This is a genomic window from Streptosporangium sp. H13245 (genome assembly GCF_055690525.1).
Map to the genome: position 1 here is coordinate 108,455 of NZ_JBSZKT010000008.1, position 19,238 is coordinate 127,692.

At 70.2% G+C, this 19,238-nt stretch carries 15 protein-coding genes and 2 pseudogenes; 8 read left to right on the plus strand and 9 right to left on the minus strand.

What is annotated here, in order from left to right:
- Positions 1-313: 313 nt before the first annotated feature.
- The 3 genes from ACW9TB_RS16155 to ACW9TB_RS16165 form a co-directional block, all read right to left on the minus strand.
- Positions 314-2,005, minus strand: coding sequence for a sensor histidine kinase (locus ACW9TB_RS16155; protein WP_472748840.1), 1,692 nt, complete (start codon positions 2,003-2,005; stop codon positions 314-316).
- Entirely contained in the window at positions 2,002-3,156 is a 1,155-nt protein-coding gene (locus ACW9TB_RS16160) for a PP2C family protein-serine/threonine phosphatase (RefSeq protein WP_472748841.1), read from the minus strand. Before ACW9TB_RS16160 ends, ACW9TB_RS16155 begins: the two co-directional genes overlap by 4 nt.
- A 267-nt stretch (positions 3,157-3,423) precedes the next feature.
- A complete protein-coding gene (locus ACW9TB_RS16165) occupies positions 3,424-4,356 on the minus strand; it encodes a LysR family transcriptional regulator (RefSeq protein WP_472748842.1) in 933 nt (310 codons plus the stop codon).
- A 324-nt stretch (positions 4,357-4,680) separates the two neighbouring features.
- Here ACW9TB_RS16165 and ACW9TB_RS16170 point away from each other — a divergent pair, with 324 nt between their 5' ends.
- The 4 genes from ACW9TB_RS16170 to ACW9TB_RS16185 all read left to right on the plus strand — a co-directional run bounded on the left by ACW9TB_RS16170 (position 4,681) and on the right by ACW9TB_RS16185 (position 9,364).
- A complete protein-coding gene (locus ACW9TB_RS16170; RefSeq protein ID WP_472748843.1) occupies positions 4,681-5,454 on the plus strand; it encodes a succinate dehydrogenase cytochrome b subunit in 774 nt (257 codons plus the stop codon).
- Between the two features lie 151 nt (positions 5,455-5,605).
- Positions 5,606-7,534: a fumarate reductase/succinate dehydrogenase flavoprotein subunit gene (locus ACW9TB_RS16175; RefSeq protein ID WP_472748844.1), complete on the plus strand. Its 1,929-nt coding sequence runs from the start codon at positions 5,606-5,608 to the stop codon at positions 7,532-7,534.
- A gap of 127 nt (positions 7,535-7,661) precedes the next feature.
- Positions 7,662-8,399 (plus strand): succinate dehydrogenase/fumarate reductase iron-sulfur subunit, encoded by a 738-nt coding sequence (locus ACW9TB_RS16180; RefSeq protein WP_472748968.1) that lies wholly within the window; start codon positions 7,662-7,664, stop codon positions 8,397-8,399.
- Positions 8,400-8,662: 263 nt separating this feature from the next.
- Entirely contained in the window at positions 8,663-9,364 is a 702-nt protein-coding gene (locus ACW9TB_RS16185) for a formylglycine-generating enzyme family protein (protein WP_472748845.1), read from the plus strand.
- Between the two features lie 225 nt (positions 9,365-9,589).
- Here ACW9TB_RS16185 and ACW9TB_RS16190 read toward each other — a convergent pair.
- From ACW9TB_RS16190 to ACW9TB_RS16200, 3 genes and pseudogenes are all read right to left on the minus strand, one after another.
- A pseudogene (locus tag ACW9TB_RS16190) lies at positions 9,590-9,793 on the minus strand (Clp protease N-terminal domain-containing protein); the annotation flags it as partial.
- A gap of 201 nt (positions 9,794-9,994) precedes the next feature.
- Positions 9,995-10,150 (minus strand): annotated as a pseudogene (locus tag ACW9TB_RS16195) (Clp protease N-terminal domain-containing protein); the annotation flags it as partial.
- 2 nt (positions 10,151-10,152) lie between these two features.
- Complete coding sequence (locus ACW9TB_RS16200) at positions 10,153-10,386, minus strand: RNA polymerase subunit sigma-70 (RefSeq protein WP_329085846.1); 234 nt, start codon at positions 10,384-10,386, stop codon at positions 10,153-10,155.
- 115 nt (positions 10,387-10,501) lie between these two features.
- On the opposite strand from ACW9TB_RS16200, the gene ACW9TB_RS16205 reads away from it, so the two are divergent.
- The 3 genes from ACW9TB_RS16205 to ACW9TB_RS16215 are packed head-to-tail and all read left to right on the plus strand — an operon-like array spanning position 10,502 to position 15,190.
- Positions 10,502-12,193: an ABC transporter ATP-binding protein gene (locus tag ACW9TB_RS16205; protein WP_472748846.1), complete on the plus strand. Its 1,692-nt coding sequence runs from the start codon at positions 10,502-10,504 to the stop codon at positions 12,191-12,193.
- Positions 12,190-13,935: an ABC transporter ATP-binding protein gene (locus ACW9TB_RS16210; protein WP_472748847.1), complete on the plus strand. Its 1,746-nt coding sequence runs from the start codon at positions 12,190-12,192 to the stop codon at positions 13,933-13,935. The genes ACW9TB_RS16205 and ACW9TB_RS16210 overlap by 4 nt, the downstream gene beginning before the upstream one ends.
- A gap of 58 nt (positions 13,936-13,993) precedes the next feature.
- Entirely contained in the window at positions 13,994-15,190 is a 1,197-nt protein-coding gene (locus tag ACW9TB_RS16215; protein WP_472748848.1) for an acyltransferase family protein, read from the plus strand.
- A gap of 198 nt (positions 15,191-15,388) precedes the next feature.
- Here ACW9TB_RS16215 and ACW9TB_RS16220 read toward each other — a convergent pair whose 3' ends face one another.
- Together ACW9TB_RS16220 and ACW9TB_RS16225 are read right to left on the minus strand one after the other, a co-directional pair.
- On the minus strand, positions 15,389-16,036 hold the full coding sequence (locus tag ACW9TB_RS16220; protein ID WP_472748849.1) for a 2'-5' RNA ligase family protein: 648 nt from the start codon (positions 16,034-16,036) through the stop codon (positions 15,389-15,391).
- Positions 16,033-17,286, minus strand: coding sequence for a helix-turn-helix domain-containing protein (locus ACW9TB_RS16225; protein WP_472748850.1), 1,254 nt, complete (start codon positions 17,284-17,286; stop codon positions 16,033-16,035). The genes ACW9TB_RS16220 and ACW9TB_RS16225 overlap by 4 nt, the downstream gene beginning before the upstream one ends.
- 360 nt (positions 17,287-17,646) lie before the next feature.
- On the opposite strand from ACW9TB_RS16225, the gene ACW9TB_RS16230 reads away from it, so the two are divergent.
- Positions 17,647-17,949 carry a hypothetical protein gene (locus ACW9TB_RS16230; RefSeq protein ID WP_472748851.1) on the plus strand — a complete coding sequence of 101 codons (303 nt, stop codon included), beginning with the start codon at positions 17,647-17,649 and terminating at the stop codon, positions 17,947-17,949.
- A gap of 305 nt (positions 17,950-18,254) precedes the next feature.
- Here ACW9TB_RS16230 and ACW9TB_RS16235 read toward each other — a convergent pair whose 3' ends face one another.
- Entirely contained in the window at positions 18,255-19,163 is a 909-nt protein-coding gene (locus tag ACW9TB_RS16235; protein ID WP_472748852.1) for a Vgb family protein, read from the minus strand.
- Positions 19,164-19,238 lie beyond the last annotated feature (75 nt).

The window sequence follows — 19,238 nt, forward strand, 5'->3', positions numbered from 1 at the left end:
GTGAAGATCCCGGCCCTCGGGCCGGGGGGAGCGCGGCACGGTGCCGCGCGACTCGGTGACGTGTTCGGCGGCGCCTTCGGTGGCGTCTTCGGCGGTGGCGGCGACCAGGCCACCGTACGCGTGACCAGCGGTGATCAGGCCACCGCACGGGTGACCGGCGGTGATCAGGCCACCGCACGGGTGACGGGCGGTGATCAGGTCACCGTACGCGTGACCGGTGGCACCCTCGCCGCCGGGACGGTGGCGGGGTGGGACGCCCGCGGAGCCGGGGTGAGACCTCGGAGGGCGGGCACCGGCGGTGGGGCGGGAACTCTCACGGATGACCGTGGGACTCCCCTCCCTCCAGGGCGGGGAGGACGTCGGCCAGGTCCTTCGCGGGAAGGGTCCAGCGGAAGGTCGTGCCCGGCGTGGCGGTCCTTTCACCACTCCCGGCGGCTTCGCCGTTCTCGCCGTTCTCGCCGTCTCCGGTGTCGACCCAGATGTGGCCGCCGTGGTACTCGACGATCTTCTTGCAGAGCGCCAGCCCGATGCCCGTGCCCGCGTACACGTCCCGCCCGTGCAGGCGCTGGAAGATCAGGAAGATGCGGTCGGTGTACTTGCTGTCGATGCCGATGCCGTTGTCGGCGCAGGAGAACTCCCACATGTCCCCGTCGCGCCGCGCCCCGACGTGGATCACCGGCGGGTCCTGGGAGCGGAACTTGATCGCGTTGCCGACGAGGTTCTGGAAGAGCTGGGTCAGCTGCGCCCGGTTGCCGTAGACCTCGGGCAGCTCGTCGTGGGTGACCGTCGCCTCGCTGTCCTCGATGGTCGCGCCGAGGTTGTTCAGCGCGGCCCTGAACGGCACGGCGGTGTCGATCCCGGTGCGCTCGCCGCCCATCCTGCCGACCCGGGAGAAGTCGAGCAGGTCGTTGATCAGCATCTGCATGCGCTTGGCGCCGTCGACGGAGAAGGAGATGTACTGCTTGGCGCGCTCGTCGAGCTGGTCGCCGTAGCGCTGCTCCAGCATCTGGGTGAAGCTGGCCACCTTGCGCAGCGGCTCCTGCAGGTCGTGGCTGGCCACGTAGGCGAACTGCTCAAGCTCGCCGTTGGAGCGCTTCAGCTCCGCCGCCTGCTCCTCCAGCTTGCGCTGCGTCTCCGAGGACCGGCGCCACTCGGCGAGGATGCGGCGGCGCATCGCGTCGACGTGGCCCGACAGCTCGGACAGCTCGGCCGGGCGCTCGACTCTGAGCTTGTGGTCGAAGTCTCCCTGGGCGACCGCGCGGACCTGCTGGTTCAGCTCCGCCAGCGGGCGGAGCACCGCGTACCGCACGATGAGCACCGCGACGATCCCGGCCACGACCAGTGCCAGGGCCACCCCGATGAGCGCGGCGTAGAGGGCCTGCCAGCCGAGGTCGAGCCGTACGACACCGGCCTCGTGCAGCCGGTTCAGGTGGCTCTGGAGCGTCGCGAGGGACTGCCGGACCTGGTTGAAGCGGGTGGCGTTGATGGTGGCGTTCTGCCGGGCGGCCTCGGTCTTCAGGGTCGGTACGGCGGCGATGACCGTCTCCGCGTAGTCGCGCCGCCAGGCCTCTCCCGCGGCCTTCAGCGCGGCCACCTCGGCGCCGACCGTCTGCCGTTCCGGTATCCGGGGGAGCAGCGCGGTGAGCGTGTCCAGCGAGGTCCGCTCCGCGGTGATCGCGTTCCGGTAGTCCTGGAGGGAGACCTCCTCGTTGGTCCTGCCGTACGCCCGGACCGAGCTCTCCTGCGAGGTCATCGCGTTGGAGATCTCCAGGAGGCGCAACGCCGACGGGTCGATGACGTCGACCAGCGTCTCCCTGGCCTCCCGGGTCTCCTCGATCGACTTGATCGTGACGACGGCCGAGAGCATGAAGACCAGCGCGATGCCCACCCCGGCGAACGTGAACCAGCGCCCCACCGGGAGGTTCCCGAACCCCTTCGAGGGGGTGAGGGCGGGCAGGGGATGAGGGCTGGAACCACGGCCAGGACGGTCGGAACGATCTGTCATCGGTTTCCGCTCCGGGAGATGAGCACGGTCGCGAGGTCGTCGCTGAGCGCGTCGCGGTTCAGCTCGATGACGCGTTCGATGAGGCGGTCGAGCTCGATCCCGCCCTGTTCCTGGACGAGCCTGAGCAGGCCCTCGGTGCCGAGCAGGTCGGGCCCGCCGCCCACGGTGGCCTCGATCAGGCCGTCGGTGTAGAGCAGCAGCGACCAGTCGTCGCCGAGCGGGACGTCGATCGCCGACCACCGGACGTCCTGGAAGATCCCCAGCGGAGGGCCGGAGGGGGTGCCGGGCACCACGCCGATCACGCCGTCGCGGATCAGCAGCGGAGGCGGGTGGCCGACCACGTGCATCCGGGCCGCGCTGAGCGCGGGGTCGATCGTGACGATGCACAGGGTGGTGAAGATCTCCGCGGACTTGCGCTCCAAGCGGAGCACCGCCTCCAGGGTGGAGAGCAGCTCGTTGCCGGTGTGCCCGGCCAGGACCAGGGTCCGCCAGGCGATCCTGAGCGCGACCCCCAGCGCGGCCTCGTCGGGGCCGTGCCCGCACACGTCGCCGACCACCACGTGGACGGCGCCGTCGGGGCTCTGCACGGTGTCCCAGAAGTCACCGGCGAGCAGGGCGCGCCTGCGTCCCGGCAGGTAGCGGGCCTGGTGGTCCAGGACCCCTGGGGTCAGCAGCGGGACCGGCAGCAGCCCGCGTTCGAGGCGGGAGTTCTCCTTGGTGAGCAGCTCGGCCTCGACCAGCCTGCGCTGGGCCAGGTCGGCGCGCTTGCGCTCTATCGAGTAGCGGATCGCCCGCGCCAGCAGGCGGGCCTCCACGTCCTGCTTGACCAGGAAGTCCTGGGCGCCCGCGGAGACGGCCTCCACGCCGACGTGGGTGTCGTTCAGACCGGTCAGCACGAGCACGGCGGCGTGCGGCGCCATCGACAGCACCTGCTCCAGTGCCTCGAGGCCGGACGCGTCGGGCAGGGAGAGGTCGACGAGCACGCACTGCACGTCCTGGGTGAGGCGCTCCCGGCTCTCGGCCAGGCTGCGCACCCAAATGATCTTGGGTGGGTTGTCCGCCTCGCTGAGCAGCTCCTCCACGAGGAAGGCATCGCCCGCGTCGTCCTCGATGAGGAGAAGCGTGAGCGTTTCATTGGCGGGGGCGGTCACGGACGCCTCTTCGTTGGATCGGGAGAACCTGTCGACGCTACGTAGAATAGTGTGACACCGGGACTTAGAGGGTGTTGATCAGCCACCTTGATCCACCCGGCCGCTATTGTGCCCGCCGCACGTCGGGAACGCGCCAAGGGTGCCCGCCGGACGCGAGCCGGGTGCCTGTCCGGTCACCCGCCGCGACTGCCCGGCGCCGGAGGCGGCAAACCCCCGGCCACCACGCGAAACGAGCACCTCCGCCGCCCGCCTCGCCCGCCGTGTCGATCAAGTATTGGTGATCAGGTCGAGTCCCTGGGGGAGGCTGCCGTCGCGGGCGGCCTCGGTGAGGAAGAGGAGCAGGGTCGCGCGGAAGGCCTGGGCGGCGCGGGTGGGCTCGACGTCCTTGCGGTGCGCGATGGCTATGGTGCGGTGCAGCCCGGGGGGCGCCAGGGGCGTCCCGGCCAGTCCTGGGCGGCCGTCCAGCACCATCGAGGGGACGAGCGCGATCCCCAGCCCGGCCTCCACGAAGCGCAGCACGGCGTCCATCTCGCCGCCCTCCACCGCGAACCTGGGCTCGAACCCGGCCTGCCTGCACGCGCTGAGCGTGGCCTCCCGCAGGTCGTACCCGCGCCTGAACATCACCATCGGCCGCCGCCGCAGCTCCTCGATGCGCACGTACGGCCTGCGGGTGTGGTCGTCCGAGGGGGAGGCGACGACGAGGTTCTCCCGCAGGATCTCCTCGGTGACGAGGGCCGGGTCGTCGCTGTGCAGCGGCATGATGATCAGCGCCAGGTCGAGCTGGCCGCGGGCGAGGGTGCGGACCAGGTCGCGGGAGCCGCCCTCCTCGACGAACAGCTCGATGCCGGGGTAGGCGTGATGGAACCTGGCCAGCGCGTCGGCGAGCAGCCCGGCGCAGAGCGAGGGGGTCGCGCCCAGCCGGACCCGGCCCCGGCGCAGGCCCGCCAGCTCGCCGACCTCGCTCCTGGCTGTCTCGGCGTCGGCCAGCATCCTGCGGGCCAGCGGCAGCAGGGCCTCGCCCGCCGGGGTCAGCGTGACGTTCCCCCGGGCGCGGCTGAACAGCGGCGCGCCGAGCTCGGCCTCCAGGGCCTTGATCTGCTTGCTCAGCGAGGGCTGGGCGACACGCATCCCCTCGGCGGCCTGGGTGAAGTGCCGGGCCTCGGCGACCGCCACGAAGTAGGCGAGTTGCTGGAGCTGCACGTTTCCCAAGCGTAGGGGGTCCCCGGCGGACGGCCTCACCGGCGTGCGTGTTCCCGGGCACCTGGGGTCCCGGGCGCGTGGGGTGTGGGACATATGGGATGCACGGGACGTATAGCGCACGGACCCTCCGGCCTCGGATCCGGGACCGGTGACGACGTGGGAGACGATGGGAGATCGCGGTGGGGGAGCTGTGAGATTGCTCGCACCGCGCGGGGGACGCGCCCCCGGAAGCGGCGGGAACGCACAGCTGATAGCCACAGGCTATGGAAACCACATCCACGATGACTTGGACGGCGGTAAAACCTCCTACCTAGCGTGACAAACGTGACTGCCACGATTGAGCGCGGATCCGCCACCGCGCCGGTGAAACCCCCGGCGGACGCCCCCGCGAAGCCGAAGCGGCCCACACGGCCCACACGGCGGGGCGGCTTCCTGCGCTCCTCCAACGGCAAGAAGGCCGTGATGGCCGTCACGGGTGCCGTGATGGTGCTCTTCCTCGTCGGCCACATGGCCGGGAACCTCAAGAGCTTCTTCGGCGCGGAGTCCTTCAACTCCTACGCGGCCTTCCTGCGGACCATGGGCGAGCCGATCCTCCCGCACCGCGTCCTGCTGACCGTCGTCGAGATCGGGCTGGTCGCCGCCGTCGGGCTGCACATGTGGGCGGCGGTCTCCCTGGCCCGGCGGGCGCGCAAGGCCCGCCCGGTCAGGTACGCGGCCAGGCGCAGGTCTCGGGCGAACGGCTACGCGGTCCACACCATGCGCTACGGCGGCGTCGTCATCGTGCTGTTCGTGATCTACCACCTGCTCGACCTGACGTTCGGCGCGGTCAACCCGGCGGGTTCCGGCTCCACCCCGTACGAGCGCCTGGTCGAGGGCTTCGCGCCCTCCCGCTGGTGGGTCACCCTGTTCTACGTGCTCGCGGTCGTCATGGTCGGCCTGCACCTGCGCCACGGCCTGTGGAGCGCCTTCCAGACGCTCGGCCTGGCGGGCCGCCGAGGCTACCGTCCGCTGAGGGCCGCCGCCACGGGGCTGTCGGCCCTGCTGGTCGTCGGCTTCCTCGCGGTCCCGGTCGCGGTCGCGGCCGGAGTGATCAAGTGAGCGGGACCCGGTGCGACGGGAGCGTCGGCGTACAGGAGGCGGGTCTTCCGTACGCAGGTCTTCCGCACGTTGGTTTTCCATGCGCGGGTTTTCCGTACGGCGAACGAGAAGCGGGTCTTCCGCGTGGTGGGCGAGGAGCGGTGAGCGGGTCATGAGCGCGAGATACACAGAGGGCGAGCCGATCCGCGACACCAAGGCCCCCGACGGCCCGATCGAGGACCGCTGGGAGAAGCGCAAGTTCGGCGCCAAGCTGGTCAACCCGGCCAACAAGCGCAAGCTGAACGTCATCGTCGTGGGCACGGGCCTGGCGGGCGGCTCGGCCGCCGCGACCCTCGGCGAACTGGGCTACAACGTCAAGTCCTTCTGCTATCAGGACACCCCCCGCCGCGCGCACTCCATCGCGGCCCAGGGCGGCATCAACGCGGCCAAGAACTACCGGGGCGACGGCGACTCGATCTACCGGCTGTTCTACGACACGGTCAAGGGCGGCGACTTCCGCGCCCGCGAGTCCAACGTCTACCGGCTCGCCCAGGTCAGCGTGAACATCATCGACCAGGCCGTGGCCCAGGGCGTGCCGTTCGCCCGCGAGTACGGCGGCCTGCTCGACACCCGCTCCTTCGGCGGCGCGCAGGTCTCCCGTACCTTCTACGCGCGCGGCCAGACGGGCCAGCAGCTCCTGCTCGGCGCGTACCAGGCGCTGGAGCGGCAGATCGCGGCCGGTACCGTCGAGATGCACACCCGCCACGAGATGCTCGACCTGATCGTCTCCGACGGCCGGGCGCGCGGCGTCATCGTCCGCGACATGGTCACCGGCGAGATCGAGCGGCACCTGGCCGACGCGGTCGTGCTGGCCAGCGGCGGGTACGGCAACGTGTTCTTCCTGTCGACCAACGCCAAGGGCTGCAACACCACGGCGATCTGGCGGGCGCACCGGCGCGGCGCGATGTTCGCCAACCCCTGCTACACCCAGATCCACCCGACCTGTATCCCGGTCAGCGGCGACTACCAGTCGAAGCTGACCCTGATGTCGGAGTCGCTGCGCAACGACGGCCGCGTGTGGGTGCCGCTGGAGCGGGGCGACACCCGCCCGGCTTCGGAGATCCCCGAGGAGGAACGTGACTACTACCTGGAGCGCATCTACCCGGCGTTCGGCAACCTGGTCCCGCGTGACATCGCCTCCCGCGCCGCCAAGAACGTCTGCGACGAGGGGCGCGGCGTCGGCCCCGGCGGCCTGGGCGTCTACCTCGACTTCGCCGACGCGATCCGCCGCCTGGGCCGCGACGCGGTGGAGAAGAAGTACGGCAACCTCTTCGAGATGTACGAGCGCATCACCGGCGAGGACCCCTACGTCCAGCCGATGCGCATCTACCCTGCCGTCCACTACACGATGGGCGGCCTGTGGGTGGACTACGACCTGCAGTCCACGATCCCGGGCCTGTTCGTGATCGGCGAGGCCAACTTCTCCGACCACGGCGCCAACCGTCTCGGCGCGTCCGCGCTGATGCAGGGCCTGGCCGACGGCTACTTCGTGCTGCCGACCACGATCGGCGACTACCTCGCGAACGGCCCGTACGGCGAGGTCGACGAGGAGGCCGTGGCCGAGGCCGAGGTCGCGGTGCGCGAGAAGATCGCCAGGTTGCTGTCGAACGACGGGGACCGCACCGCCGACTCCTACCACCGCGAGCTGGGCAAGCTCATGTGGGACTACTGCGGCATGGAGCGTACCGAGGAGTCGTTGCGCAAGGCCCTGGAGCGGATCCCCGAGCTGCGCGAGGAGTTCTGGAGGAACGTGAAGGTCTCCGGCGAGGCCGGGGAGCTCAACCAGGCGCTGGAGCGGGCCGGGCGGGTGGCCGACTTCTTCGACCTGGCCGAGCTGATGTGCGTCGACGCGCTGCACCGCACCGAGTCGTGCGGCGGCCACTTCCGCGCCGAGTCGCAGGACGCCGACGGCGAGGCCCTGCGCGACGACGAGCACTTCGCCTACGTCGCCGCCTGGGAGTACGGGGAACAGGGCCCGGTCCTGCACAGGGAAGATCTCGACTACGAGTACGTCAAGATGAGCCAGCGGAGCTACAAGTGAGTGCACCCGACGTAGTGAGCGAAGTGGCTCGCGAGGAACGAGGCGTCGTGTCGGAGACGCGCCAGGCGAGTTCGTGCGCAGTGAATTTCGTGTGCAGTGAATGAGGAGCGGTAAGCGAACCATGGGCATGAATCTCACCCTCAAGGTCTGGCGGCAGAGGGGCCCCGAGGACAAGGGCCGCATGGTCACCTACCGGGTCGAGGACGTGTCACCGGACATGTCCTTCCTGGAGATGCTCGACGTCCTCAACGAGCGGCTCATCCTGGAGGGCGACGACCCGGTCGCCTTCGACCACGACTGCCGCGAGGGCATCTGCGGCATGTGCGGCATGGTCATCAACGGCGTCGCGCACGGCGAGCAGGTGGCCACCACCACCTGCCAGCTGCACATGCGGCACTTCGAGGACAACGCGGTCATCACCATCGAGCCGTGGCGCGCCGCGCCCTTCCCGGTGGTGAAGGACCTGGTCGTGGACCGCTCGGCGTTCGACCGGATCATCCAGGCGGGCGGCTTCGTCTCCGTCCCGGCGGGATCGGCCCCCGACGCGCACAGCGTCCCGGTGAAGAAGGTCGACGCCGACGCGGCGTTCGACGCGGCCACCTGCATCGGCTGCGGCGCCTGCGTCGCCGCCTGCCCGAACGGCTCGGCCTCTCTCTTCACCGCCGCCAAGATCACCCACCTGGCCCTGCTGCCGCAGGGCCAGCCCGAGCGCGACTCCCGCGCCAAGGCCATGGTCGAGCAGATGGACGCTGAGGGCTTCGGCGGCTGCACCAACACCGGAGAGTGCACGGCGGTCTGCCCCAAGGGCATCCCGCTGGATACCATCGCCCAGATGAACCGCGACTACCTGCGGGCCGCGAAGTAGGTTCTCCCGGGAGCCGCCCCGGTCGCCGGGGCGGCTCCCGCTGTTCGCGTCCCGGATCGTCGCCACTCTCCGGTCGATGGTCGATGGTCGATGGGTGATGAGTGACGGTTGATGTTTGACGCGACGCACGTCCCGCGCCGGGCCGCTACCGTCGATCGTCCGCGATGTGACGGCCGGGCCGGTCGCGGACCTCGATCCCGCCGGGTGACGCGTGGAGTCCGCGTGTCGTCGACACGAACCGATCACCCAGGAGAGAACCCGCGATGAGTCCCGAGCCGACGCCGCCCCAGGAGCTCGCCGAGCCCATGATCGAGATCCCCGCCGGGAAGATCTTCCTGCGGGACGAGGGGACGAAGGCGATCTGGAAGGTCGAGGTCGGGGCCTTCCTGCTGGCGTCGTACCCCGTGACCCGCGAGCTGTACCGCGCCGTTCTGGGGGAGGAGGGCGAGGTGTCCGCGAGCCCGGCGGGACCGCGGACACCGATGACCGAGGTCTCCTGGCTGGAGGCCGTCCGGTTCTGCAACCTGCTCTCCGAGGCGGCGGGCCTCGACCCCTGCTACTCGGCGGGCGACGACCGCGACGGGCAGGACGTGGTCTGCGACTGGAAGGCTGGCGGCTATCGCCTCCCGTCCGAGGCGGAGTGGGAGTACGCGTGCAGGGCCGGAACCTCCGGCGTCCGCTACGGAGAGCTGGACGAGATCGCCTGGTACCAGGAGAACTCCGGCGGCCGGGTGCACGACGTCGCGACCAGGGCGCCGAACGCGTGGGGCCTGCACGACATGATCGGCAACGTGTGGGAGTGGTGCTGGGATCTCTACGATCCCGGCGTCTACGGCCCGTACCGCGTGTTCCGCGGCGGAGGCGCGTACGACCTCCCCCGAGGATGCCGGGCGTCGTGCCGCCGCAAGAGCCACCCGACCTTCCGCGTCGACGACCTAGGGTTCCGGCTCGCCCGGTCGCGCTGAGCGTTGAGCGGCCCCGGGCCGGGCCCGGCGGCATCGGCGCGCCCGAGCCCGTACCCGATCTCAAGCGGAGAGCGGGGAGACGCCCCGCGCCGGGCCCGACGGCATCGGCGCGCCCGAGCCCGTACCCGGCCTCAAGCGCTGAGCGGTGAGAGGGAAGACGCCCCGGACCGGGCCCGACGGCACCGGCGCGCCCGAGCCCGTACCCGGTCCCCCGGCTCGGTGTAGCTAGCCCAGCTCGCTGACGATCTCCTGCCGCAGGCTCGCGAAGTCGAGGCCCGCGTCGGTCAGGACCTTGCCGCCCAGCCCTCCGCCCTCGCGCAGGAGGCCCAGGAGGATGTGGCCGTCGCCGATGTAGTTGTGCTTGAGGTTGACGGCCTCGCGCAGGGACAGCTCCAGGGTCTTCTTCGCCCGGGGGCTGAAGCGGATGTGGAAGCCGCCGAGCACGCGTCCCCGCCGCTCGACGTCGGGCCTGCGGTCCAGGGCGCCGGGCCCGAAGGCCGCCTCGACCTTCTCCCTGATGGCCGACAGGTCGATGCCGATCGACTCCAGCGCCTCGGCGTCGAGGGCGTCGCCCGGCTTCTGCGGGGTGAGGCGGACGACCGACCGGTAGGCTCCGGCGTGGTCGAGGCCGTGCCGGCCCAGCACCCGCGCCGAGAGGCTCTCCGGCTGGCCGAGCAGGCCGAGCAGGATGTGCTCGGTGTCGATGATGTCGTGCCGCAGTCTGCGGGCGTTCTCCTGTGCGAGGGTCACCGCCTGGCGGGCCTCACGGTGGAACCGTTCGAACATCGCTATCTCTCCCGTCTCAGCAAACCTCGGCCGCCCGCGTACTTCTTGTGCACCGCCTGCCGGGTCACTTCCAGGCAGTGCGCGATCTCCTGCCAGGACCAGCCCTGCTCCCGGGCGTTCTCCACCTGGAGGGCCTCCAGCCGGTCGACCAGCGTCCGCAGTGCCCGTACGGCCCGCAGGCCCACGGCCGGATCGCGGCTACCGGCGTCGGATGCCAGCTGCGCCGTATCACTCATGCATGTCAATCTAGGTTGACGCGGACCATCTGTCAACTCCGATTGACGACGACACGCCGGGAAGGCCGAAAATGATTTGCCTGGTCAGGGCGGAGTTTGTGACCCTTGCAGGGACATGCGCTCCTTACCCACCGCCGACCCCGGCGTTCCCGATGCCCGCAGCCCGGTCCGTTACCTGCGGTGGGTGGCCCGCATGCAAAGGGGCCCGCTGCTCCTCGGCATCGTCTACGCCATCCTGTGGTGGCTCGCGATGGCGCTCGTGCCGTACGCCATGGGCAAGGGGATCGACGCCATCAGGGCCGACGACGCGTCGTCCCTGACCACCTGGGGCGGGGTGGTGCTCGCCCTGGGGATCACGCAGGCCGTCACGGGCATCCTGCGCCACCGGCTGGCCGTCTACAACTGGCTGGCCGCCGCCTACCGGACCGTGCAGGTCACCGCCAGGCAGTCGACCCGGCTGGGCGCGACCCTGCCCAAGCGCATGTCCACCGGCGAGGTCGTCAGCGTCGGCAACTCCGACATCGCCCACATCGGCAACGCGATCGACATCCTGATCCGGGGCAGCGGCGCGATCGTCGCCATCGCCGTCGTGACCGTCATCCTGATGACGAGTTCGCCGCCGCTCGGCCTGACGGCGCTGGTGGGCCTGCCCCTCATGGCGGCCGCCGTCGCCCCCCTGCTCAAGCCGCTGCACCACCGTCAGAACGCCCACCGCGACCTGCAGGGCGACCTCTCCACCCGCGCCGCCGACATCGTCGCCGGACTGCGGGTGCTGCGCGGCATCGGCGGTGAGCGGGTCTTCGCCGACCGCTACGGCACCGAGTCCCAGCGGGTGCGCCGGGCCGGCGTGCGGGTGGCCTCCGTCGAGTCGATGCTGGAGGGCGCGCAGGTGCTGCTGCCGGGGCTGCTGATCACCGTGGTGACCTGGCTCGGCGCGACCTTCGCGATGCGCGGCGAGATCAGCGCCGGTCAGCTCGTCGCCTTCTACGGCTACGCCGCCTTCCTGATCGCCCCCGTACGCACCCTCACCGAGGCCGCGGACAAGCTGACCAAGGGGCACGTCGCCGCCCGCAGGGTGGTGCGCATCCTCTCGCTGAAGCCGGAGGTGGAGGGCGGCACCGGCCGCTCGGAGGGCGGCCTGCTGCGCGACGTGACCTCCGGGGTCGCCGTGCGTCCCGGCATGCTCACCGCCGTCGCGGCGGCCGTCCCCGAGGAGGCCGTGGCCATCGCCGACCGGCTCGGCCGCTACAGCGAGGGCGACGTCGACTTCGGCGACGTGGCGCTGGAGACCCTGCCGATCTCCGAGGTGCGCCGCCGGATCCTCGTCGCCGACAACGACGCCAAGCTGTTCGCCGGGGTGCTCAGGGACGAGCTCGACGTCACCGGCCGGGCCACGGCCGAGGAGCTCGGCCAGGCGCTGCGGGCCGCGTGCGCCGAGGACATCGTCGAGGCGCTGCCCGGTGGTCTCGACGGCCGCGTCGCCGAGGCGGGCCGGGAGTTCTCCGGTGGCCAGCAGCAGCGGCTCCGGCTCGCCAGGGCGCTCACCCTCGACCCGGAGGTGCTCATCCTCATCGAGCCTACCAGCGCGGTCGACGCCCACAGCGAGGCGCGCATCGCCGACCGGCTGGCCAAGGCCCGCGCGGGCAAGACCACGCTGGTCTGCACGACCAGCCCGCTGGTGCTCGACCGCACCGACCACGTCGTCTACGTCGAGGGAGGCGTCGTGCGCGCCGAGGGCACGCACCGGGAGCTCCTGGCCGCCCACCCGGGTTACACCGCCGTCGTCACCCGAGGGGAAGAGTCATGAGCAGGCAGATCCTGCCCGTCGCCGACCAGGCGCAGGTCCGGGCGTACGCCCGCAGGCTCACCCTGAAGTACCCCCGCGACCTGACCGTGGCCCTGGTCCTGCACGCCCTGGCCGCCGTCGCGGGCCTGGCGGTGCCGTGGCTGCTCGGCGGCCTCGTCCAGGGGGTCCACAACGGTTCCGGGGTCGACGTCACCCAGGTGGCGCTGGCCATCGGCGGCTTCGTGGTCGCCCAGGCGGTGCTGGTCAGGTTCGCCGTCTACGCCTCCTCCAAGCTCGGGGAGAAGGTCCTCGCCGAGCTGCGCGAGGAGTTCGTCGGGCGGGTGCTCGGCCTGCCGCTGTCCACGGTCGAGCGCGCCGGATCCGGCGACCTGATCTCGCGGACCTCCCGCGACGTCGACTCGCTGTCGCGCACCGTACGTCACGCCGTGCCCGAGACGCTGATCGCGCTGGTCACCTGCGCGATCACCGTCGGCGCGCTGGTGGTGGTCGGGCCGCTGCTCGCGCTGCCCTCGCTGCTGGCCGTCCCCATCCTGTGGATCTCCACCCGCTGGTATCTCAAGCGGGCCAGGGACGGATACCTGCGTGAGAGCGCGGCGTACGCCGACATGACCGACGGCCTGGCCGAGACGGTCAACGGCGCCCGCGCCGTGGAGGCCCTGGGCCTGCAGCGGCGGCGCCACCGCCGCACCGACGACGACATCGCCGAGTCGTGGGCGGCCGAGAGTTACACGCTGGGCCTGCGCACGGTCTGGTTCCCGTCGGTCGAGCTCGGCTACGTGATCCCGATCGTGGCGACGCTGGTCATCGGCGGCCTCTTCTACATCCGGGGCTGGGTCTCGCTGGAGCAGGTCACCGCCGCCACGCTGTACGTCCAGCAGCTCATCGACCCGCTCGACCGGCTGCTCATGTGGATCGACGAGCTCCAGGTCGGCGGCGCCTCCATGGCCCGCCTGCTGGGCGTCGCCGAGGTGCCCGACGACCGCGAGGCCGGTTCCAGCGCCCCCGAGGGCAGCGAGCTGCGGGCCGACGACGTCCGCTACGCCTACCGCGAGGGCCACGACGTGCTGCACGGCATCGACCTCACGGTCAGACCGGGTGAGCGGCTGGCGATGGTCGGCCCGTCCGGGGCGGGCAAGTCCACGCTGGGCCGCCTGCTCGCGGGCATCCACGGCCCCCGCACCGGCTCGGTCGCGGTCGGCGGCGTCCCGCTGGTCGAGCTCCCCCTGGACGACCTGCGCGGCCACGTCGCCCTGGTGACCCAGGAGCACCACATCTTCCGGGGCACCGTACGCGACAACGTGCTGATCGCCCGGCCCGACGCCGACGACGCGCGGGTCCGCGAGGTGCTGGAGGCCGTCAACGCCTGGGAGTGGGTCGAGGCCCTGCCCGAGGGGCTCGACACGGCCGTCGGCTCCGGCGGTGAGTCCATCCCCGCGGCCCAGGCGCAGCAGCTCGCCCTGGCCCGGCTGGTGCTGGCCGATCCGCACACTCTCGTCCTGGACGAGGCCACCTCGCTGATCGACCCCCGAGCCGCCCGCCACCTGGAGCGCTCGCTGGCCGCCGTCCTCGACGGCCGTACGGTCATCGCCATCGCCCACCGCCTCTACACGGCCCACGACGCCGACCGCGTCGCGGTGGTCGAGGACGGCCGCATCACCGAACTCGGCTCCCACGAGGAGCTCGTCGCGGCGAAGGGCTCGTACGCGGCACTGTGGAGCAGCTGGCACGGCACATCCAGGTGAGACCAGGCGCGGGTCGCGTACGACGGCGCGGTTCCGCTTCGTCGCTAGCATGATCTAAATGCTGACAATCCATGAAGCGCCGCGGCGAAACCGACGGCGCCTGGCATGGCTCGACGCTCTGCGTGGCATCGCCGCTCTGATAGTGGTTTTCGAGCACGCGCTTGAGCCGCTGCTCCCCGAGGCGCGACTGCCGGTCAAAGCGGTCTTCGAGCCCGGCTGGTACGGGGTGATGGTGTTCTTCCTGGTCAGCGGCTACATCGTGCCCGCATCGCTGGAGCGGCGAGGCAGCATGCGGGATTTTTGGATATCTCGTTTCTTTCGGTTGTATCCGCTGTTCGGGGTGTGCGTGGCGGGCATGGCGCTGCTGGCCGCGGTGGGCTGGGATGAGCCGCACATCTGGTGGAGTTCCCGGTCGGTTTCCCTGGCACTGGGGCATCTGACGATGCTGCAGAACCTGCTGTATATGCCGAACCTGGCCAACGTACTGTGGACGCTCTCGTACGAGATGGCCTTCTATCTGCTGCTGACCGCGATGTTCACCCTGGGCGTGAACCGAAGGAGCACCACGGGCGCGCTCGGCTTCGCCGCGGTGGCCGTGCTGGGCGCGGGCGCGCTGCCGGTCACGCTGCTGTCGGCCGGAGGGGCGGGCCGGATGCTGACGGTCGCGCTGCTGGTGATCGCACTGGTGGCGGTGGGCCTGACCGCCGTGCTCAAGGGGTCGGGCGTGCTACGGCAGGCGGGCGCGATCGTCATCGGGGCTACCGTGCTGGTGCTGCTGGCGGTCAACCAGAGCTATCCCGGCCCTTGGCAGGGGCTACTGATCATGGCCAGCATGTTCGCCGGTACGGCGCTGTATCGGGCCGAGGCGGGCGAGATCTCCTGGAAACACGCTGGATGGGTGGTGCTGGTTCCGCTGGCCGGGGTCTGGCTGGCACGAGACGAGTTCGGTCTGCAGACGGCTACGGTCGCCGCCTGGATCACCTTCGCCGCCGGAATGGCGCTGCGGCACCGCAGGATGCCGCGGGCCCTGGCCTGGCTGGGGCTGGTCAGCTACTCGATTTATCTGCTCCACCCGCTGCTCCTGGAAAGCGTCGAGCGATTCTGGCCTGAGCCGCTGGCTGTGCCGCTGGGTCTGCGACTGGTGGCACTGGTGTGCGTGCTGGGGCTACTCCTCGGAATCAGCGCGCTGACCTGGCGTTTCGTGGAGGCTCCAGCACAACGGCTGGGCAGGCGCCTCGCATCAGGCGACGGGTAGCGAGAAACCCCAGGCGTACACGGCCGGGCACCCGGGAAATCGTTTCCGGTTTTTTCGGGTGCCCGGCTTCTCCGCGTACCCGACGTGCCCGCTGCCTCCGAATGACACGTCCTGTTCCGGACCTGTTGCGACCCTTCACGGGGGTAACGACGCGGCTGTCTCGTGTCGGGAGGCCGGCTCCCGGGGGTGGCCTTCCGCTTACCCGGACAAAGCTTGAGGATGCCCCGTGCCAAACGGCACCTCGGCAACACGGCGCCAGTCCCACGAGGTCTCCGGGCCGTCCTGAACAACAAGACTGATGCCGCCTATGGTGACCTCGCGGTCCGGCAACCGCCGTCCCAACGCTGCGATGATCGGAGCTGACGGTCCGTCCGCGCAGCTGTACGCCACCGTGACATGAGGCGTCCACGGCTCGTGGGCGAGCGCACCTTCTCGGCCGGTAGCGGTGCGGGTCGACGCCCGCACCGCTTCGAGCATCGGAAGGAGACGCTCGGCGGGCCGAGCTTCCAGCACAATGGCCTCGGGGTGGTACAGCACGCGCCCGAGGGTCACGGTGATCGGCGATACCCGCGCGAGCAGTTTTCCGGCCTCCCGCACCATCATGTCCATCTGGTCATCGGTGATCTCGTGGGAGAACCCCGCGATGAACGTGGTCAGATGAAGGAATTCCGGCGGGACCAGGTCCAGGCCGGGGATCCCCGCCAGCCGTTCACGGGCTTCCCGTACGGCGGCACACGCCTCGGGGTGATCCCGGAGCAGGACATGCCAATAGAGCTGCCCCTGCCCCGGAGGCAGCATCCGCCGCCTCTGCCAGCGGTTGACCATACGTTCCGGTAACGGGCTCACACGTTCTCCTCGACGACTGCGGACATGGCGGCGGTGATGAACTCTCGGATCTGCTCCCGAAGACCGGCTGCTATTTCGGAACCGTCGAAGCGACGATCTTGCAAGCGGACATCCATCTCCACCAGATAGTTGATGATGGTGGCCATACGGAGTTCCGGGGGCATAGTCATCACAGGTGCGATCTGGTCGGCCGCGCCGTGAAGATCACCCATCATCACGTAGGCGTTGGCCGCGCCGAACCTGATCTGCGCCCATGTCCCGAGCACGTATGGTTCCCCTGAATCCCATGCGGCATCCGCCATCTCCGCAGCTTGTAGTGCCGCCTCCGAGTCGCCCGCTTGCAGGGCCACCGACAGTCCGAACAGGGCCTGGCGAGGACGGGGACATGACCATGGGGACACCCCAGAGTCGGTGGTCACCGTTCCGGCCGCTTCTTCAGCCCGCCGCAGTGCTTCACGAGCTCGGTCGAAATCGCCGAGCAGTCCAGCGGCATTGGCCTCCTGGCTGGCAAGCAGGATCCGTAGTGGCGTCGATGGGCTGCACTCGAAGCCTCGCCGCGCCACATCCGCAGATACCGCATACCGGCGGCGCCATCGTTCCGTCTTCGCCTGTGCGCTCAGGGCGGGAGCCGTGTTGGCTCCAGCTTCGTCCGCACACAGAGCCGCCGTCATCCCGCTGACGATGGCGGCTTCGTCGTTGTGGAGATCTCCCAGGAGGATGCAGGCGTGCGCAAGTAGGTCGGCGTCGATTCGCAGCAGTTCACGAGTCTGGCGTAGTCGCTGCTTGCCGCTACACAGCAGAGCTTGTGTTTGCCGGTGAAGACGAGTGACGTCGGTGAGCATTCGTCCTGGGGGCGTCCGCGTGTGATGCTCGGCGAGGCGGTGTGTCGCTTCGTCGAGCATGGCGATCGTGCTGTCTCCAACATTGGTCTTCTCGATCCAGGCGGCGAGTTCGATCGCTTCACCGGAGAAGGACGATAGACCGTGCGGGTGAGGGCTCGACTCGCCGAACAAACCGATCTCGTCGACCCCGAAGGCCCGAGCGAACAACTGGGGATAAGGCTCGCTTGGCCGGTGCTTACCGGCTTCCCAAGAGCGGACCATGCGGATCAACGATTCGTGAGTCGGCAGATGCGCGCGTGTGCGGTCACCTGCCGCATTGACCAGTTGCCGGGCCATGTCCTTTAAGGACCATTCGCGGGACCGCCGCTCATCGCGCAACCGGACAGCCCACACAGGAAGATCATTCATGTGCGCACCTCGTGGGAAACGCGGGGGATATCCACCCGCCTCCAAAGTATCCCCTGCCACGAAGCGATCACGCAGCGTTCTCATGGAGTCCCGATGAAAAGGCGAACCTGCCCGGCTTGCGATGTCCGGACGAGTTCTTGATGAGGAAGCGAGTCCTGAGCCATGGCCAAGGTTGGAGCTATCCGGATCCGCTGGAGTGGCGCTCTCGTGGGGAAGTGCGCGGGTGTTTCCCAGGCGCGGGCTGCTCCCTCGGCCGTTGTCGAGCGTCTGGTGCTCCCACTGACCGAGAAGCAGAGTGATGGCCGCATCGGTGGCGCTCGACGGCTCTCCGCCCTGTGCCGCGCCGCGAAACTGGCCGCCGTGCTGAACGATGTTCACGGCATCTCGGTGGATGTCCACGAGCTTCGTTCCGGCAAGGCCGTGGTGTCGGTCTACTACGGGCTGCTGGTCCACACCGATGGTGAGAGGTTCTGGTGGACCAGTCCTGAGCGCGGACACTCCGGCGGTCTTCTGCCCTTCTCCGAGGCGGAACCGGGCCTGGCCGCCGAACGGCTCGCCCAGCACTACGGGATCCTGCGCGCCCGTCCTGTCGTCACATTGCTGGGCGGTGAGCTGCCGTTACTGGCCGACGTGATGCTGGCCGAACATGTCGCCCCGCGCTGACGCCGACGCGGTGCCGTCCGCCGGACGGCTTGGTGGGCACTACGCCAAGCCGGTGAATCCCCTGTAGCAGCGCGGTGGCACGGAGAACGCCGTCTCCCGTGCCGTCGCGCCCAACTCCCGCGAGCGGTGGTGCGCGACCAGGGGCCGCTCGCGGGGCCGGACGCGACCGGATGACGCCCAGGGCCTGGGTGTCGTCGAGCACACGGTCGTGGCGGTGCCCTCGTCTTTGGAGGGAGGCGAGGGCACCATCCGCCACTCCCGGAAAAGCCCGCGATGAGACCCACGGAACAGCGCGTCCGGGTGTCTCAACGCGGGGCCGAGACGGTGAGGCGGGCGAGGGTGCCGGTTTCCAGGGCGGCCCACAGGGTGCCGTCGGGTCCGGCCGCGATGCCGTGTGGTTCCGAGGCCGGGGTCGGCAACTCGTACTCGTCGATCCGGCCGTCGGGGGTGATCCGCCCGATGCGGTTGGCCCCCCATTCGGTGAACCAGCAGTCGCCGTGCGGGTCGGCGACGATGGCGTGGGGGCGCGCCGCGCGATCGGGGAGCGGGAACTCGTCGATCCGTCCGCCAGGCTCGATCCGCCCGATCTGACCGGCGCCGATCTCGACGAACCACATCGCGCCGTCCGAGCCGAGGGTGATGCCCACGGGAGCCGCGTCGGCGGTCGGCAGCGGGTGAACCGCGACGTCGCCGTCCAGGCCGATCCGGCCGATCGCGTTCGCCTGGTTCATCGCGAACCACAGCCCGCCGTCGGAACCGGCGGCGATCGCGGACGGGAACGCCCCGGTGACCGGGAGGGGGAACTCGGTGACCGCTCCTTCGGTGGTGATCCGGCCGATACGGTCGGCGCCGGTCTCGGTGAACCACAGGGCGCCGTCGGCTCCCGCCGCGACGCCGAACGGCCCGGCGTCCGGCGTCGGCAGCGGAAACGAGCGGATCTCCCCGGTCGTGGTGATCCGGCCGATCCGGTGGCTCTGGTACTCGGTGAACCACAGGGCGCCGTCCGGGCCGGTGGTGATGACCGTCGGCCCGCACGACGCCGGGTCGAGCTGGTAGGAGCCGAGTTCTCCGCCGGGGGTCATCCGGCCGATCCGGCCGTGGTGGACCATCGTGAACCACAGCGCCCCGTCGGGGCCGGTGGTGATCCCGTACGGCCCGGCGTCGGGACCGGACACGGGAAACTCCTCGATCGACACGGTCAGGTTGTGTGGCATGGGGTGGGTTCTCCTTCGGGACGGTCTCAAGGAACGGGTGTCTTCTAGGACGAGCATGACAAATAGGTCCAAATA